General features: G+C 39.9%; 14 protein-coding genes and 2 rRNA genes. 13 read left to right on the forward strand and 3 right to left on the reverse strand.

All coding sequences use genetic code 11. The features are described 5' to 3' along the window. Window positions 1–22: 22 nt before the first annotated feature. Entirely contained in the window at window positions 23–526 is a 504-nt protein-coding gene (locus B5771_RS08750) for an Rrf2 family transcriptional regulator (protein WP_088187178.1), read from the reverse strand. Between the two features lie 185 nt (window positions 527–711). On the opposite strand from B5771_RS08750, the gene B5771_RS08755 reads away from it, so the two are divergent. The 3 genes from B5771_RS08755 to B5771_RS08765 all read left to right on the forward strand — a co-directional run bounded on the left by B5771_RS08755 (window position 712) and on the right by B5771_RS08765 (window position 2599). Next, complete coding sequence (locus B5771_RS08755) at window positions 712–1083, forward strand: pyridoxamine 5'-phosphate oxidase family protein (protein WP_088187179.1); 372 nt, start codon at window positions 712–714, stop codon at window positions 1081–1083. Window positions 1084–1104: 21 nt separating this feature from the next. After that, window positions 1105–1281 carry a 4Fe-4S binding protein gene (locus B5771_RS08760; protein ID WP_014825274.1) on the forward strand — a complete coding sequence of 59 codons (177 nt, stop codon included), beginning with the start codon at window positions 1105–1107 and terminating at the stop codon, window positions 1279–1281. A 913-nt stretch (window positions 1282–2194) separates the two neighbouring features. Next, window positions 2195–2599, forward strand: a complete 405-nt coding sequence (locus tag B5771_RS08765; RefSeq protein WP_088187180.1) for a hypothetical protein — start codon at window positions 2195–2197, stop codon at window positions 2597–2599. On the opposite strand, the gene B5771_RS08770 is transcribed toward B5771_RS08765, so the two are convergent. Further along, the gene (locus tag B5771_RS08770) at window positions 2532–3257 is read right to left on the reverse strand and encodes a transposase (RefSeq protein WP_348982945.1); all 726 of its coding nucleotides are present in this window, start codon (window positions 3255–3257) and stop codon (window positions 2532–2534) included. The genes B5771_RS08765 and B5771_RS08770 overlap by 68 nt on opposite strands. Before the next feature lie 268 nt (window positions 3258–3525). Between B5771_RS08770 and B5771_RS08775 the strand changes: the two genes are divergently transcribed. The 4 genes from B5771_RS08775 to B5771_RS08790 all read left to right on the forward strand — a co-directional run bounded on the left by B5771_RS08775 (window position 3526) and on the right by B5771_RS08790 (window position 7986). After that, a complete protein-coding gene (locus B5771_RS08775) occupies window positions 3526–3900 on the forward strand; it encodes a hypothetical protein (RefSeq protein WP_088187181.1) in 375 nt (124 codons plus the stop codon). Between the two features lie 55 nt (window positions 3901–3955). Next, window positions 3956–4462, forward strand: coding sequence for a hypothetical protein (locus tag B5771_RS08780; protein ID WP_088187182.1), 507 nt, complete (start codon window positions 3956–3958; stop codon window positions 4460–4462). A gap of 189 nt (window positions 4463–4651) precedes the next feature. Continuing rightward, window positions 4652–5323, forward strand: coding sequence for a hypothetical protein (locus tag B5771_RS24805; protein ID WP_242966797.1), 672 nt, complete (start codon window positions 4652–4654; stop codon window positions 5321–5323). Window positions 5324–6591: 1268 nt separating this feature from the next. Continuing rightward, complete coding sequence (locus B5771_RS08790; RefSeq protein WP_088187183.1) at window positions 6592–7986, forward strand: sodium:solute symporter family protein; 1395 nt, start codon at window positions 6592–6594, stop codon at window positions 7984–7986. Between the two features lie 393 nt (window positions 7987–8379). Here B5771_RS08790 and B5771_RS24275 read toward each other — a convergent pair whose 3' ends face one another. Then, complete coding sequence (locus B5771_RS24275; RefSeq protein WP_172408210.1) at window positions 8380–8547, reverse strand: hypothetical protein; 168 nt, start codon at window positions 8545–8547, stop codon at window positions 8380–8382. Between the two features lie 564 nt (window positions 8548–9111). On the opposite strand from B5771_RS24275, the gene B5771_RS08800 reads away from it, so the two are divergent. The 6 genes from B5771_RS08800 to B5771_RS08825 all read left to right on the forward strand — a co-directional run. Beyond that, the gene (locus tag B5771_RS08800; RefSeq protein WP_088187185.1) at window positions 9112–10560 is read left to right on the forward strand and encodes an MFS transporter; all 1449 of its coding nucleotides are present in this window, start codon (window positions 9112–9114) and stop codon (window positions 10558–10560) included. Window positions 10561–10802: 242 nt separating this feature from the next. Further along, the gene (locus B5771_RS08805; protein WP_140417715.1) at window positions 10803–11057 is read left to right on the forward strand and encodes a transcriptional regulator; all 255 of its coding nucleotides are present in this window, start codon (window positions 10803–10805) and stop codon (window positions 11055–11057) included. Between the two features lie 29 nt (window positions 11058–11086). Continuing rightward, window positions 11087–11608, forward strand: coding sequence for a GNAT family protein (locus B5771_RS08810; protein ID WP_242966798.1), 522 nt, complete (start codon window positions 11087–11089; stop codon window positions 11606–11608). Window positions 11609–12050: 442 nt separating this feature from the next. Continuing rightward, a complete protein-coding gene (locus tag B5771_RS08815) occupies window positions 12051–12806 on the forward strand; it encodes a class I SAM-dependent methyltransferase (RefSeq protein WP_088187186.1) in 756 nt (251 codons plus the stop codon). Between the two features lie 818 nt (window positions 12807–13624). Then, window positions 13625–15189, forward strand: a 16S ribosomal RNA gene (locus B5771_RS08820). Window positions 15190–15610: 421 nt separating this feature from the next. Further along, window positions 15611–15925: ribosomal RNA gene (locus B5771_RS08825) — 23S ribosomal RNA — on the forward strand; the annotation flags it as partial.

The raw sequence follows: 15925 nt of genomic DNA on the forward strand, positions 1-15925 counted from the left end.
CATGGTATAGGTCACCTTATCACTACTTCCTTGCATTATTAAACCATTCAATTGTTGCATTTTTCATTTCCTTCGGAAGTATTTTGTTATATACCTCATCATATAGCCAGGCCAATGTCTTATTACTTAAATATTTTCTCATTTCCTCTTCTGCTTCTGACATTACAACTTTTATCAAACAAGGACATTTGGTATATGTATCTGGTAAATTGCCTTTGTCTAATAATATATTATTTTGTCGAATTTCTGCACACTGAAAAAATGGTTCACTTCCTTCTACTGCTTCAACAACATCCCAAAATGTTATTTTTTCTGCATTACGAGCTAGTGCATAACCACCTTTTACACCTGGTATAGATTTTATAATTCCTGACTTACTTAATTTTGCATATACTTTTGATAAATAAGTTTCCGAGATACCTTGAAATGTCGCTAAATCCCTTATTCCCACAGATTTACCTTCTTCTGCGTTTACCATGTATAATAAGCAATGTATTGCATATTCTACTCCTACTGAAAATTTCATTTTTCGTACTCCTTTGATATATTATCTTTTCCTTTATGGATAATAACCTTTCATACAGCATTAAATATATACTCTTTTATAAAATATTTCTATTGACAAAAAGAGAATAAAATTATACTCTCTTTATGGACAATATTTATCGACGATAGTTTCTATCCATATTTTGAGAAAGAGGGAATATTGAAATGTTTACAGAAAAATTTTTTGAAGTCCTAAATCATGAAGGTGTAGTTTCTATTGTAACGTGTTCAAATAATGAAGCTCATGTCTCTAATACATGGAACAGTTATTTAATTATTGTAGAAGGAAATAAAATTTTAATTCCTGCAGCTGCTATGATTAAAACAGAAGAAAATATTAATGCTAACCCTAAAGTTAAATTGACTCTTGGTAGTAAGGAAGTAATGGGCTACAAATATATGGGAACTGGATTTTTACTTGAAGGAACTGCCAAATTCCTAAAAGATGGAGATAATTTTAAGATGATGAAAGAAAAGTGTCCATTCCTTACAAGAACATTAGAAGTTACAGTTACTTCTTGTAAACAAACATTATAATTTTTTGATGAGAAAAAAATTATGCCTAGAAAAATTAATAAATCAGATTGTGTAGGTTGTGGAACTTGCCAACGAGTATGCATTATTGGATGTATCACAGAAGAGAAAGATAGAAAGAGAACAATCAAGGAATCTGGTTGTGTTGACTGCGGTGCATGTCAACTTGCTTGTCCTAAAAAATGCATTTCAAGTAATTAACTAAAAAGATATGAATTTAAAGAGAGGTAGCTAGATTATATTGTCTTAATTAGCTTTTGCAAGGCCTAGAATTAGTTCTAGACCTTATTTTTTATATAAAATAACATATCTTATAGCACTATAGTGAATAATAACCTACAATTATGCAATAATTACTATTCCATGAAATCCATTCTTCAAACTATATTCTATATGCCTCTTGAAATAACCTTTTCAGAGTCAAGTTTCCTATAATTCATATGTAATACACGTAATTCATTTATTTCCATTTCCCTACTTCGCAGACCCAAGATGGTGGTCTCAACCAAAGGAAGGTAGGAAGGTAGAAATGTGGTGGCACACAATTCGGCTTTGCTAGCTCTATGAGAATCGTTACTGTTGCTTAAGGGGATAGGCTTAAAAACTGGTATATCCGATAGTATTGAATATATCCTGACAGAACTTCATTTAGTTAGACAATGCCTAACTTCGTTGTTGTCTGCTAAAGAATAAATACGTAAAGCGACCTTCAGTTTATAAAGTGCTGAGGTCGCTTTTTTGGTTTATTGCTGCAAAGACCTTTCTAATTCTTCTAAGCCACGGTCTATGATTTGCTGTGTTGCAGAGTTTTGAATTTGTTGTTTTTCCTCCTCTGTAGGGCCTTTGTCGGTATACAAACAGGGACATTTAATTATTTTGGCGGTAAGTATTCAGGACCATCGAGCCGTATCTCTGAAAGTAAGGACAATAAATCCTAAATCGTTATAAATCATTTATTAAATAGCATATCCGGGATAACAGAGCAAGATATTATGTTAATTTCAGGTAAGGTAAATAAAGGGATTTGTACTTCCTAATAGAATATTATGAGTAAATAAATCTTAAGCCTAAGAGTTGTATATTCACATATAGTATCTTAAGGTGGGTGAGGAATTTGAAAAGACTTGTTTTCCTTTTAGCACTAATAGTATTAATTATCATGGGGTGTTTCGGGAATAGTGATGTTTTTGACAGATATTTTAAAGGTGAAAGTGCTCATTGGATTGGGCTTTACCAAGTAGTTGGTTCAAGTTCTGATCATGTATCCACTGACAAACTAATCTATAAGGGCTCTGATCCAAGTTTAGTTGGGAGAGTAAAATACTCATTTAAGTTTGGTTCGGATGCAGAAGGGACAAGTGGAGAACAAGTACTTCTGAAGGATAAAGGATACATTATGGGGCATGGGGGAGGAAATGGTGCTGTTATTCCTAAAAATGACACTGCCGAAGTTACCGTTGAATGGAATGGTCAAACTGAGAAATTTTCGTTAAACCCTTCTGGGCCAATACAAATTTGACGTATTCAACTCGAATACCTTCCAGAAAGGCCTTGTACTCGATAAACGATGCTAGGCGATAGAAGCTCCGAGTATGTAGATTCTTCTCGTTTTTACGGCTTGTTCTTGCCGTCTGGCGTATACCAGAAAGTTTTTCTAATCGAATGACTCCCACATTGTTTTCTTTCGCGAAATTCACGATCTGTCGGCTCACTTTATGGTCAGTATCGTTCATCCAACGTTGTTCTTTATCATGGCGTTTTCGTATAGCTTTGAGTTTCTTCAGTTTGCCAAGTTTTCTACGAACTGACCGATATTTACGCTTGATAAACTTATTTTGTCTGCCATTACCGAAGAATTTGGTTTTACCAGATTCAGTTGTAGTCACAGCAGGAACTTTAAGCCCTAAATCAACACCCATAACCTTATCGGCTATATTGAGTTGTTGAGTAGCTTCGACAGCGATTTGAGCCATATAGTTACCTGACTTTTGCGTTATTCTAAGGCTGCCCAATTTACCGATCAGCCGTTCTTGCTGATAATTCGTTAGGATAGCTTCAATCTCAAGACGCTGTGATTTGCCGTCAATAATTACAGGAAACGAGAGTATATTGCCTTTAACCGCATAGTTTTGATTGTTCCAGATAGCTACCGCTTTTTTGAGTATAGGGACTTTAATTTCTTTCTGTTCTTCAGGTTCTAGTTTGGCGTTTGCTTTAACCGTTTTTTTGTACTATACCGAAGGGAAAAGAATTTATTGGCTTAGTCTGTTGTATAGCGATTTTATTGTTATTTTACATGATAAAGGTAGATTTTCTTTTGTCAGATAAAAGTTTCCTAAATACAATAAGTTACGGATTAGCGTATGGATTAGCATTTGGAATTGGAAATAGAAGTTTAGAGGCTCAATGACTACTTTTTTCAATTTGAGAGGAGAAGAACATAATATGGCAGCAATTGTCTTACATAAGGTTAAAGGTAAATATTACGTATTAGTTGGTACTGGATATTCATTTTTTAAATATTCTAGACCGAGTTTGTTGGGGGGCGATCTATTTCCACATCAAGAAGAAGGAGAATTTATGCGTGCTGCAATTAGCGATGAATGTGGCGTGATAAGTTGGGTTCAAACGAGTGAACTTGAAGTGATAGAGATAGATGGAATTAAAATAGGAGATTTACTAAAGCCATATATAAATGAGAGTAATTTAGGCAATCGTAAAACAGACCTATCAGGAGAGGTCTGCCCAGCTTGTGGAGTAGGAATTTCCGAATATGAAATAGAGTGTCCGTCTTGTGGAATTAGATTAAATGATCAATAGAGAGCTTACTTCTCTTGGGATGGAGAAGTCCACCTAGGAAATGAGGTTATATGGAATGAGCGGAATGATTTTTTTAGAATGTCTAATAATTTTTATTTCAGGGTATCTATCGAAAAATAAATTAAGTATTTTGGTTTATGTATTGATGCTCACAATCTTACCACTTATATGCATTGGCATTATGATTGCCGAGTTTAGGCATACGTGCGATTTTGTTGGCTATTTAAGTGTTATAGTCTTTGCGGGGGCTTCATTTTTAAGTATTTGGGTTTTCCCGGCTATGAATGGTGAACCCAAAAAAGTTGAGGTATCGATGTACTTTGTGATCGTAATTATATTATTAATTTCTATGACTCTTTTTGCATTAGTGGAGGTATTACCGAACGACATAATCGAGTCTATTCTTAGACCGCTAATATTAAAAGGAAATGCATATGATATTTGGAGCAGGCCACCATATCAATTGGCACACTTTGTAGTTATGGCGGGATGTTTTCCCTATGTCGCGTCGTTTATTATTAGTAAAACAATATTGAAGCTTAAGAGCTATCGAAACCAATAAGAATAGTTCCAACTTGATGATGATTTTCAAAAGCATTTGTGCTGTTGGCTTAGCGCTCTTTATAGGACCCAAGCATATAACTAATTATATAATTAGAGAGGTGTTGGGTGAAAGGTGTTAGGGTTAGCCAAAGGAGTAACGATACCAAACGATATTAAACCAGCAGAATGGTTATTACATTCTCTCCCTGTGAGAAAACGGTGTACGGGCACGCCTGTAGAATCAGTAATTCCAAATGTCTTTGATGAATACGCCCGTGTATTCCATCCTGCAGCTGATAATCAGGATCGTGGCACTGTGCGGTGGAGTGAGATAGCAGCTTGGTCCGGACGTTCAGTTCATCCTGAGATGCAGTGGGAAGCTATTTGTCAACCTGTTAGATCTACCTTAACTCCAAAACCGTGGCATAATGAACCTTTACTGGGCCGTTGCCCAAATGAGGTGCTAATTCCCCTTACAAAGCTGCTAGCGCTTCACACAACAAGTACACAACGATGTTGGGTATGCTTTTGGGAGGGCTTTGCAAGTATCGATGAAACAATACAGGGTATCAATAAAAATGTGCCACTTATTCAGCTACCCGATCGAAACTATTATTTATTGAGTGCATCATTGAACGAAATTGTAAACGGCGTGTTTATAGGTCAAAATGATCTGGTCAGCCCTAGTTTATGGTGGCCTGATGACCGCACCTGGTGTGTGGCGACAGAGATAGATTTCAGCTGGACCTATGTCGGTGGTTCACAAGTCTGTATTAATGAATTGCTTGTCAACACTCAATTAGAAGTTCTTCGAACAAAACCTGAACATCGAGGCGATTATCTTAGTGATGTAGTCAACGGACCAGTCTATCCATACTGACATCATTCATACTCGGCGGAACATGCTAACGGGCTGTCATTTTTTGTCGTTCCGCGTAGGGTCCAGGAAGTGCGACAACCAGCACTTTAGTCTCTGCTACTGTCTATCCATTGATATTACTGGCATTATGACCTCATTTAAAAGTGTATCAAATTCGTAGATTTTTACTCTTGTCAGACCTCCCTTCCTGCTAAAAATGTTTACCACATCGGAATGTCAATTGACACTCCCACGGTTAAAGCCGATGGGATTCTTGGGTGATTAAACCGAAGTACATTTCTGCTATCGGAGTATGACCCCAAGTTCAGGGCTATGCCATTAGCCCGTCCTAGAGCAGTACACAATGGTACTCTAGGCTGATAGCCTGTTACCAGCTACCACAGTTTCTTTGAAAACGATCGTTTTAACGTCTTTTTTCTTGACGACACATAGAGTTTTACCTGATAGACGCATTAGCTATCAGAACCTCTTACTCTATCCAGTTTTCAAAGATCAAACTAATACTAGTTTATCATGGTGCTAAGACATTTACATTTACATGAAATTACGAAGCCGCCTTCATCCCACGATTAAAACCGTGGGCTTTTGGCTACGTTTCTGTAAGTTCAGTCAGTCTGGCAGGGTGAAAGTCCCTGTTGGGAAAGGTTTAGCCAACCACCCATATCGAGTGTTGCACCGAAATGGGTGACCACTAGGTGAAGTGTACACAGAGCACTATTCAGGCCACAGGGAGCCGGTATGGCAATAAAATTGGCAATGAAGGTGTGAGATTTAAGCAACAAGATAAAGGAATATTATGAAATGGTCAAAAAAGCCACACAATTATCAAATACTGTATACTTTTTTAAATTGAATTGCTTTCTACTTTTAAAAGCACTATAATTATTCAAGATGTTATTCAATAATATCAAAAAGCAATGGCGCTTTAGATTATTAATCTAGAGCGCTTTCTGTTTATTTTATAAGTTAATATAATAAACTAAATAAAAATATGAACTATTTTTAGTAGGTACCGGCCGGTAACTGTCAAAGGTAGTTCGGTGTATCAATTTTATAGTTTATCGGAAAGGCACTTTGCGCAAAGTGTAATAATTAAAATTAATAATAAATTATGGCAAAAATATATTTGAGAGGAGACGAGTAGAATAAGCTGATATCTATATGTTTGAGAATTGTTAGCCACGTTTAGTCCAAGTAGACTAAAATGTGTTGGTATAAATTCTCCAATGTATTCTAAAAAATCAACAGCGTTCGAGGAGGTTTGAAAAATGACGACAATTTGGATAATTCTTATTTTATATATGATAATCAATTTAGGTATTGGGATTTATAGTCGGACAAAAATAAGTAATAGTTCAGACTATTTGCTGGCTGGTCGAAGAATTGGTGTTCTACTGACTGCAGGAACTTTGGCTGCTACAGAAATCGGAGGAGGAAGTAGTGTTGGTGTGGCAGCAAAGGCTTACGGTAGTTGGGGGCTATCGGCTGGATGGTATGTAACATCTGCCGGTTTAGGCATCATTCTCGTTTCATTTATTGCTCCAAGATTACGCCGGGCAATGGCTACTACCGTACCAGAGATTATTGGAAGACGTTTTGGACCATCAAGCCACATAGTTACTTTAGTACTATCCTTTCTAGCGAACTTAGCCCTTGCAGGTGTTCAAATTACAGCATCAGCTACAATCATAAATGTTCTAACCGGACTATCCCAAAATGTGGCTATAATTCTCTCTGGTGTCGTGTTAGTTTTCTACACCGTAATCGGTGGAATGTGGAGTGTAACAATAACCGATATCATTCACTTTATAGTTGTACTAGTAGGGTTCACCATCGCAATTCCCTTTGCAATTCATAGTGCAGGAGGCTGGGGACACGTTGTCAGTTTGTTACCGCCAGGACAGTTGGGTTTCACTAAAGTTGGATGGAAAACAATCATAGGGTTAATATTAATGTACTTCATGACTTTCTCGACTGGGCAGGAAGCTGTACAACGTTACTTTGCAGCTAAGGATGAAAGGACAGCCGTTTGGGGTTCTATTCTGTGCGGTGTTCTTATGGCACTGTATTCTTTTGTCCCGGCGATCTTGGGACTTGTTGCTTTAGCTATTTTTCCACATATCGATCCAAACAATGCGGTGGCAACCGTTGCCACAAAATTGACTCCGTCACTAATTGCTGGTTTAGTCATGGCCGCGGTTATATCATGTACGTTGTCTGCTGGTTCAGGGGATCTACTGGGAGCTGCAACAGTATTTGTAAAAGACATTTACCAGCATTATTTCCGTCCTGATATGACCGATGAGCAGATTACCAAGTTCAGTAAATCGGCGGTTCTGGTTTTTGGAATTATCGCAATCATTATCTCACTGGGAAGCAAGCAAATCATACCTATGTTAGTTTTTGCTTTTACAATGCGTTCTGCAGGTCCTTTTGCGGCATTTATCTTTGGTTTAACGTGGAAGAAATCCACAAAAAATGCAGGGATATGGTCCATTATGATAGGAAGTATTGTTGGGTTCTATTGGGAATATCTTAATGAGCCATATGGGATTATGGGCATCGTTGTTGGGGCAGTTGCAAGTAGTCTAAGTTTCCTAATTGTTGTCGCTATTGAGAAGGCATTAGGTCATCCTGACGCGCCCCCAGCCATTCCGGAGTGAGTTGATTACATGTTGATTCTCTTTCGAACTAAGTGAAAAGAAAGAGATAAATTTTTAGTTATGAAGAGTTGCCTTTGAATTAAGAAATTAAAAGTCCATATAACGATAACAGCATAACAGCATAATTTATAGTTAATTCATTGGTAATCCAACAGCTCCGCAATTACGGTAACTTAAAGATTTTTAAAAGCTTTTCTCAACCACTTCCCCCTCCGAAAGAGGGGGATTTTTTAAATATCATAATTCTAAAAATTAGACAATGATGAATTATGTGGTAATATGCTCTATTACAAACGTTCATCCATTTTGAAAATGCCCTCACTTCAGTGGGGGCATATTCTGGTATTAGATAGTATTTCGGGCGGTATTATTACTCTACAAAGGCAACCTCCTCTAATGCATGGCCTTTTTCATTTCTTGCCGTGCGTAATCTAATAATTCTTCCAACGCAGCATCTTGAGTTCTGCGTTTTTCTTCCTCTGTAGGGCCTTCCGCGAGAAAACTGTTTTTGACGAAGGCGTAATATTCATCGAACAGTTCCTTCTTTTCAGTTATATCCATATTTCGGAGCTGGCAATCTTTTTTTAAATGCACAATCATTTCGGGTAGGTAGTTCTAAAAAAGCGTGTTTAATCGATTTCAGCACAACGAGTGCTTCTGTGTTTTTCAAACCCGACTTTTTGGCAACTCCGGGCACGTTGAAACGGTCGTCAGTCTGAAAACATTCACATGATTACAAGCAGCTTGTGGTGCTGCTCTCAGAAGCATGCGATTTTTTTACTGCCCTAGCTAGTACGAAATATCATTGTTCTCACGCAGGAGGATTAGTAGTGGAATAGACGATGAAATCTCTAATGTTGTCTAGAAATAATCTCACAAAGTCTAAGAGGCGAAAACTTGCAAAAAGTGGCCAATAGCATATTTAATATCTCCAAATTGGATCAGGCTAAGATGAGAAGGTGACATGTTAACTCAAATTATTTTAATATTTCTTTGGGAAAATTAACATAAAATTAACATTATCTTAACATGGATTTAAGAGAGCTGTCCGAAAGAGATTTATAATTAAGTAAACAAGCAAATGTAATCCTACATAAACGGGAAAGAAAGAGGAGAGGTTTTCTTTTGACAACAAAATCTGAATCCGGACAAAGGAACCAAATTGTAGCTGCTTTAGACGAAGCCCCGCTAAGCCTTTTCCATCTGCGTGCCGTGATAACATCTGGTCTTGGTTTTTTTACAGATGCTTATGATCTATTCATCATTGGCGCGGCAATGGTTTTAATTCAATCTCAATGGCATCTAAACAGAAGCACCTTAGGACTCCTTGGTAGTACATCTCTGATGGCCGCTTTTCTAGGTTCTTTTGTTTTTGGCCGCCTTGCTGATCTGTGGGGGCGTAAGAAAATGTATGGTCTTGAGGCGTCGCTCATGGCACTTGGTGCTATAATATCGGCTTTTTCACCCAATATAACCTGGCTATTAATTTCCCGGTTTATTATGGGCGTTGGAATTGGTGGAGATTATCCTGTCAGTGCAGTTATAATGACTGAATATGCCAATCGCAGGGATCGTGGAAAGTTAGTAGGAATGGTATTCTCTATGCAGGCCGTCGGTCTAATTCTGGGGCCGATTGTCGCTTTAACCCTGTTGGCGAGCGGGATCAGTCATAACCTGGCTTGGCGCTTGATGTTGGGACTCGGAGCACTACCGGCGTTGTTTAGTATTTACTTGCGTTTGAAAATGCCGGAATCCCCCCGCTATGTCAGCCAGGTTTTGGGTAAGGAGCATGAGGCAGCTGGCAATTTGCAGGCATATACTGGTGGTCAAGTCAAAGTAGAGAAAGCGGACGGCCTTTCACAGCATAAACGCCTGTCAGTATGGAGCTTTTTAACTAATTGGACATTGTTAAAAACATTGATTGGCACGGCTGGAACGTGGTTCATTTTTGACTACGCCTATTATGGCAACACAATTTCTACACCTCTTATTATAAAGATGATATCTCCCCAGACTAACCTTGTTACTACCGAAGCCTGGTCAGTTATTATTTTTGCAATCGCTGCCGTCCCAGGTTATATCTTGGCTTTCTTAACAATTGACAGGATTGGGCATAAACGCCTCCAACTCATTGGTTTTGCCGTGATGGGCCTTGCGTTTTTCGCAATGGGAATTATCCCGCATATAACTATGCTGCTTGGTCCGTTCCTCCTGCTTTACGGAATCAGTTACTTCTTTGCAGAATTTGGCCCTAATATGACTACATTTGTACTGCCGGCAGAACTTTATCCGGTAAGTTTGCGGACAACGGGCCATGGGTTATCTGCGGGATTTGCCAAAATCGGTGCTTTTGTGGGAGTTTTTGTCTTTCCAGTTTTGTCAAAACGTTTAGGGTTAAGGGGGACTTTACTGGTCAGCGCGATTTTTGCAGCGGTAGGCTTTTTATTGACTTTCCTGCTTCCTGAGCCTGCACAGAAATCTATGGAAAATCTTAATACAGAAGTTGTTCCTGTAAAATCCGGCACTAATACTTCCTGCGAATTATTTTCCGAACATTTACCCCAGAAGGTTTGACGAGTAGAAGCTGTAATCCAGGGCGTGTTAACATACCCTGGATTTTACTGTTATATGCAAAAACGGGAGACGGTGAGCAACATTTTGCCCAGGCACCATAATCGTCGATAATTATGCTAAAAACTACCCCATAGCAAGGACAGCATAATAATCAATCACACATTGGAATAGTTGTGTATTTATTTTGCCGTAATTAAGCCTAGCCAGCAGTCGAGTAGGGGAGTGTTTGGTTCGGGGATATTTTGGCAACTAGCTTAGACTATATTGATTATGTCTGCGAACAGATTTTGAATGTGGGCGCGATCAGATATAAGAAAATGTTTGGAGAGTATATGGCTTATGTGAATGAGAAACCATTACTTCTGGTTTGTGACAATACTGTTTTTGTAAAAATGCTTGATCCTATCAGTGAAACGATGAAAGATGCTGAGAAGGGTTTTCCATATGATGGAGCAAAGGAACATTATATATTTAGTGGGGATGCGTCGTATTGGTGATTATGGAAAATAGCAAGGAGTTGCTTTTTTTGAAAGAGATAAGTGAGGTTGTAATTAGAAGGGCCGTAAAATCGGATGCAAAGACTTTAATAGATTATCTTGAAATAATTGGTGGAGAGTCAGACTTTTTAACTTTTGGACCAAGGCAATTTGGAAGAAGTGTTGAGCAGGAAGAAGAGTTCATTCAGTCTGTTTCGACGAGAGAAAATGCCTGCTTTATCGTTGCTGAAGTTGACGGAAAGATTGTTGGTAATTTGAATTTTTCTGGTGGTCCTAGGCAAAGAAATGCTCATGTTGGTGAATTTGGAGTAAGTGTCTTAAGGGAATATTGGGGAAATGGTATAGGTGAAAAACTAATTCAAAATTTGGTTGAATGGGCTAAAAATTCAGAGATAATTAGGAAAATTAATTTAAGAGTTAGAAGCGACAATACACGAGGTATATATCTTTACAAGAAACTAGGATTTATAGAAGAAGGAATAGTAAAAAGGGATTTTTTAATTAATGGTAAGTTCTATGACTCAATAATTATGGGATTGTTAATTGATTAACCCCCAACAGCCAATGCTGCTGGATGTCCTTTACCGACCGGACCGGAAAGATGGAAGGTGAAGCCTCTTGATGTTTTGTCAAACACAACCATGATGCTTGAACGGCTTTGAAACATAAATTCATAATGAGTACCATGGCCTTTAAACATAGATATTAGACCGGGTCAGGATTTTTTCTCTCTCTTGCTTCCTAAATATATTACCACCTGAAAGCTATGATCCTTACAGCCAAATAGTTCTTTCCTATTTTAGGAAGCTATTAGATCTCTAGAGTAACCACCGAACGCTATCAACCCTGCAGGATGGATGACTTTAGCTAGTAGATACCGGGGGAATGGAGAGGATGGGAAGATGCGGATCCACCGGAGCATTTGGGCGCTTTCGGTAGATAAGCTACAAATAATAAAGAAGAAGCTAAAATTTACTTTATTAGGGGTGCGAAATGAATAGTAAAGAAAAGTTTTCAAATAAAGTATCAGATTATATTAAATATCGCCCGACATATCCAAAAGAGTTCATAAATTATCTTGAAAATGAATTAGGGTTTTCAAAGAATAGTGTTATCGCAGATATTGGAGCGGGGACAGGTATTTTGTCAAATTTACTTGCAGACAAAGTGAAGAAAATATATGCTGTTGAACCGAACTACAATATGCGTTCTGCGTGTAAAGAGTATTGCCAAGGATTTAATAACTTTACCACGGTTGATGGTAGTGCAGAGGAAACTGGTCTGCCTAACTATTCGGTGGATTTCATTACTGTGGCTCAAGCCTTCCATTGGTTTGATAGGGACAAATCGAAGATAGAGTTTAACCGGATACTTAGACCAAATGGCAAAGTTGTTCTGGTTTGGAATAGTCGAGTAACCGGGAACACCTTTATTAAAGAGAACGATAAGTTGTGTAGACGTGTTTGCCCAGAATTTATTGGCTTCTCTGGTGGGATTGGTAATGGACCCGAACTGTTTTCTGATTTCTTTAAAAATGGTCTATATGACTCTAAGGTATTTGAAAATGATAGACGACTGTCACTTGAAGAATATATTGGAAGCAGTTTATCTGCTTCGTATGCTCCAGCAGAAGGTGATGAGAACTATCAACAATTTATTGATGAATTGACGGAATTGTTTGAAAAACACAGTAGTGATGGAATAGTGCTATTACCTAATAAAACTCGCAGCTATGTTGGTAAGATTTGAGCTCAGGAGGACTTATATATCCGCACCACGCCCCCTCGCTTCCCTCGACCTCAAATACCCATAAATCTCAGCTACCTGTCAACCACCGAACTACTTCAATCCCGCAGGATGGGATGTGCTTGCCTAGTGGATACGGGAAGGTGGTGGGGATGGGTTGGATGGGAAGTCGATTCGTGGATAAGCAATGCAAAGAGGGTGTATGATGGCAAAGAAGATGATTATTTGTTATCAGTTCCGATCTCGATATTGATTTATTGTTTTGTTTGTGTATGTATTTTTGTAAAAAGTCATACTCAAAGAACAATTATAGGAATTTTCTTTATATTGTCTTTGACTAGTCAAGCAATTGGATATGAATTGAATATTTGGTATTTAAAAATATATTCAAGCACAAATAGTGGGCATGGTATTTCTTATCAAACAAGAAGGATTCTCAATACTCTGAGGAATAGGTTAACAAAAGAATGTCTATTGAAGAAGATATGATGAGGGGAGGTAAATTAGTATCTGTCGCTACTGGACAGGTCAAACGGTGAACCAATTTTTAAAACTTTTAAATAGCTGTTGACAACGTAAGTCGAACATGCTATTATTTATTTCTGGCCAAATTTGGCCAAGCGATTGGTTTAGGATAACAATTAGAATTGGTTATTGACAACAAAAGTTTAAAATGCTAAAATACAGTTCCGGCCCCAAAAGCTGTGGTCTTTGAAAACTAAACAACAAGGACAGCCAATGAGAGAAACTCGGAAGAGTTTCAAAAGAATCATGGAATCATGAGCAAGATATCATCTTCTTCAAGAGAAGTTGAAATAACTTTTTTGGAGAGTTTGATCCTGGCTCAGGACGAACGCTGGCGGCGTGCTTAACACATGCAAGTCGAACGGAGAGAATTCTAAGTTTACTTAGAAGGATCTTAGTGGCGGACGGGTGAGTAACGCGTGGGTAACCTACCCAACAACCGGGACAACCCTTGGAAACGAGGGCTAATACCGGATACGCTTAGGAGTTGGCATCAACTTTTAAGGAAAGGCGGCCTCTGAATATGCTGCCGATGATGGATGGACCCGCGTCTGATTAGCTAGTTGGTGGGGTAAAGGCCTACCAAGGCGACGATCAGTAGCCGGCCTGAGAGGGTGAACGGCCACACTGGGACTGAGACACGGCCCAGACTCCTACGGGAGGCAGCAGTGGGGAATCTTCCGCAATGGACGAAAGTCTGACGGAGCAACGCCGCGTGTATGATGAAGGTCTTCGGATTGTAAAGTACTGTTTTTAGGGAAGAACGGTTTCTTCAGGAATATGGAGGAGACATGACGGTACCTAAGGAGGAAGCCCCGGCTAACTACGTGCCAGCAGCCGCGGTAATACGTAGGGGGCGAGCGTTGTCCGGAATTATTGGGCGTAAAGGGCGCGTAGGCGGGTATTTAAGTCCGGTGTGAAAGATCAGGGCTCAACCCTGAGAGTGCATCGGAAACTGGGTATCTTGAGGACAGGAGAGGAAAGTGGAATTCCACGTGTAGCGGTGAAATGCGTAGATATGTGGAGGAACACCAGTGGCGAAGGCGACTTTCTGGACTGTAACTGACGCTGAGGCGCGAAAGCGTGGGGAGCAAACAGGATTAGATACCCTGGTAGTCCACGCCGTAAACGATGAGTGCTAGGTGTAGGGGGTATCGACCCCTCCTGTGCCGGAGTTAACACAATAAGCACTCCGCCTGGGGAGTACGGCCGCAAGGTTGAAACTCAAAGGAATTGACGGGGGCCCGCACAAGCGGTGGAGCATGTGGTTTAATTCGACGCAACGCGAAGAACCTTACCAGGGCTTGACATCCTCTGAATCCTTTGGAAACAAGGGAGTGCCCTTCGGGGAGCAGAGAGACAGGTGGTGCATGGTTGTCGTCAGCTCGTGTCGTGAGATGTTGGGTTAAGTCCCGCAACGAGCGCAACCCCTGTATTCAGTTGCTAACAAGTAAGGTTGAGCACTCTGGATAGACTGCCGGTGACAAACCGGAGGAAGGTGGGGATGACGTCAAATCATCATGCCCCTTATGTCCTGGGCTACACACGTGCTACAATGGCCGGTACAGACGGAAGCGAAGCCGTGAGGTGAAGCCAATCCGAGAAAGCCGGTCTCAGTTCGGATTGCAGGCTGCAACTCGCCTGCATGAAGTCGGAATCGCTAGTAATCGCAGGTCAGCATACTGCGGTGAATACGTTCCCGGGCCTTGTACACACCGCCCGTCACACCACGAAAGTCTGCAACACCCGAAGCCGGTGAGGTAACCCGCAAGGGAGCTAGCCGTCGAAGGTGGGGCCGATAATTGGGGTGAAGTCGTAACAAGGTAGCCGTATCGGAAGGTGCGGCTGGATCACCTCCTTTCTAAGGAGAACGGTTTAAAGCTTAGGCTTTAAACGAACATCCTATGGGTCGATGCTCTTGCTTAGCAAGAGATCAAAACGAGTCTAAGGACTCAAGCCGAGGGATCGGCAAACTCATTGGCNAAGCTGTTGTTTAGTTTTGAGAGACCAGAAATGGAATCTCAAAGGTAATGAAAATTACCAANNATTACAGGTTGAACTAGTTAAGCAGCAATGCTAAACTAACAATCCATGATTAAGTCGAAGGACTTAATTGCTTTTAATTAAAGAACTTTAATAGTAGTTTAAAGGGAATTAATTGAAGAGTAAATGTTCTTTGAAAACTNCATAGAGAAATAATTTCTAGTAAGTCAAAGGAAACATCACCTCAAAACCGAGTGCAAACAACGTTTTGAGAAACCCTAAATGTAGTAAAAGATTTAGGTCAAGCTACTAAGGGCGTACGGTGGATGCCTAGGCGCTAAGAGTCGAAGAAGGGCGCGGTTAACAGCGAAATGCCACGGGGAGTCGTAAGCAGGCTTTGATCCGTGGATACCCGAATGGGGCAACCCAACTGGAGTCATATCCAGTTATCTGCAGCTGAATACATAGGCTTCAGAAGACAACCCGGGGAACTGAAACATCTAAGTACCCGGAGGAAGAGAAAGAATCATCGATTCCCTAAGTAGCGGCGAGCGAACGGGGAAGAGCCCAAACCAATCCCCTTGGGGATTGGGGTTGTAGGACCCTCTTTTAGG

It is taken from the genome of Desulfosporosinus sp. FKA (assembly GCF_002196785.1).
Lineage (GTDB): Bacteria > Bacillota > Desulfitobacteriia > Desulfitobacteriales > Desulfitobacteriaceae > Desulfosporosinus > Desulfosporosinus acididurans.

Coding starts and splice junctions, on each gene's coding strand:
- B5771_RS08750 (WP_088187178.1), bottom strand. CDS start 526: ATGAAATTTTCAGTAGGAGTAGAATATGCAATACATTGCTTATTATAC.
- B5771_RS08755 (WP_088187179.1), top strand. CDS start 712: ATGTTTACAGAAAAATTTTTTGAAGTCCTAAATCATGAAGGTGTAGTT.
- B5771_RS08760 (WP_014825274.1), top strand. CDS start 1,105: ATGCCTAGAAAAATTAATAAATCAGATTGTGTAGGTTGTGGAACTTGC.
- B5771_RS08775 (WP_088187181.1), top strand. CDS start 3,526: ATGGCAGCAATTGTCTTACATAAGGTTAAAGGTAAATATTACGTATTA.
- B5771_RS08780 (WP_088187182.1), top strand. CDS start 3,956: ATGAGCGGAATGATTTTTTTAGAATGTCTAATAATTTTTATTTCAGGG.
- B5771_RS08790 (WP_088187183.1), top strand. CDS start 6,592: ATGACGACAATTTGGATAATTCTTATTTTATATATGATAATCAATTTA.
- B5771_RS24275 (WP_172408210.1), bottom strand. CDS start 8,547: ATGGATATAACTGAAAAGAAGGAACTGTTCGATGAATATTACGCCTTC.
- B5771_RS08815 (WP_088187186.1), top strand. CDS start 12,051: ATGAATAGTAAAGAAAAGTTTTCAAATAAAGTATCAGATTATATTAAA.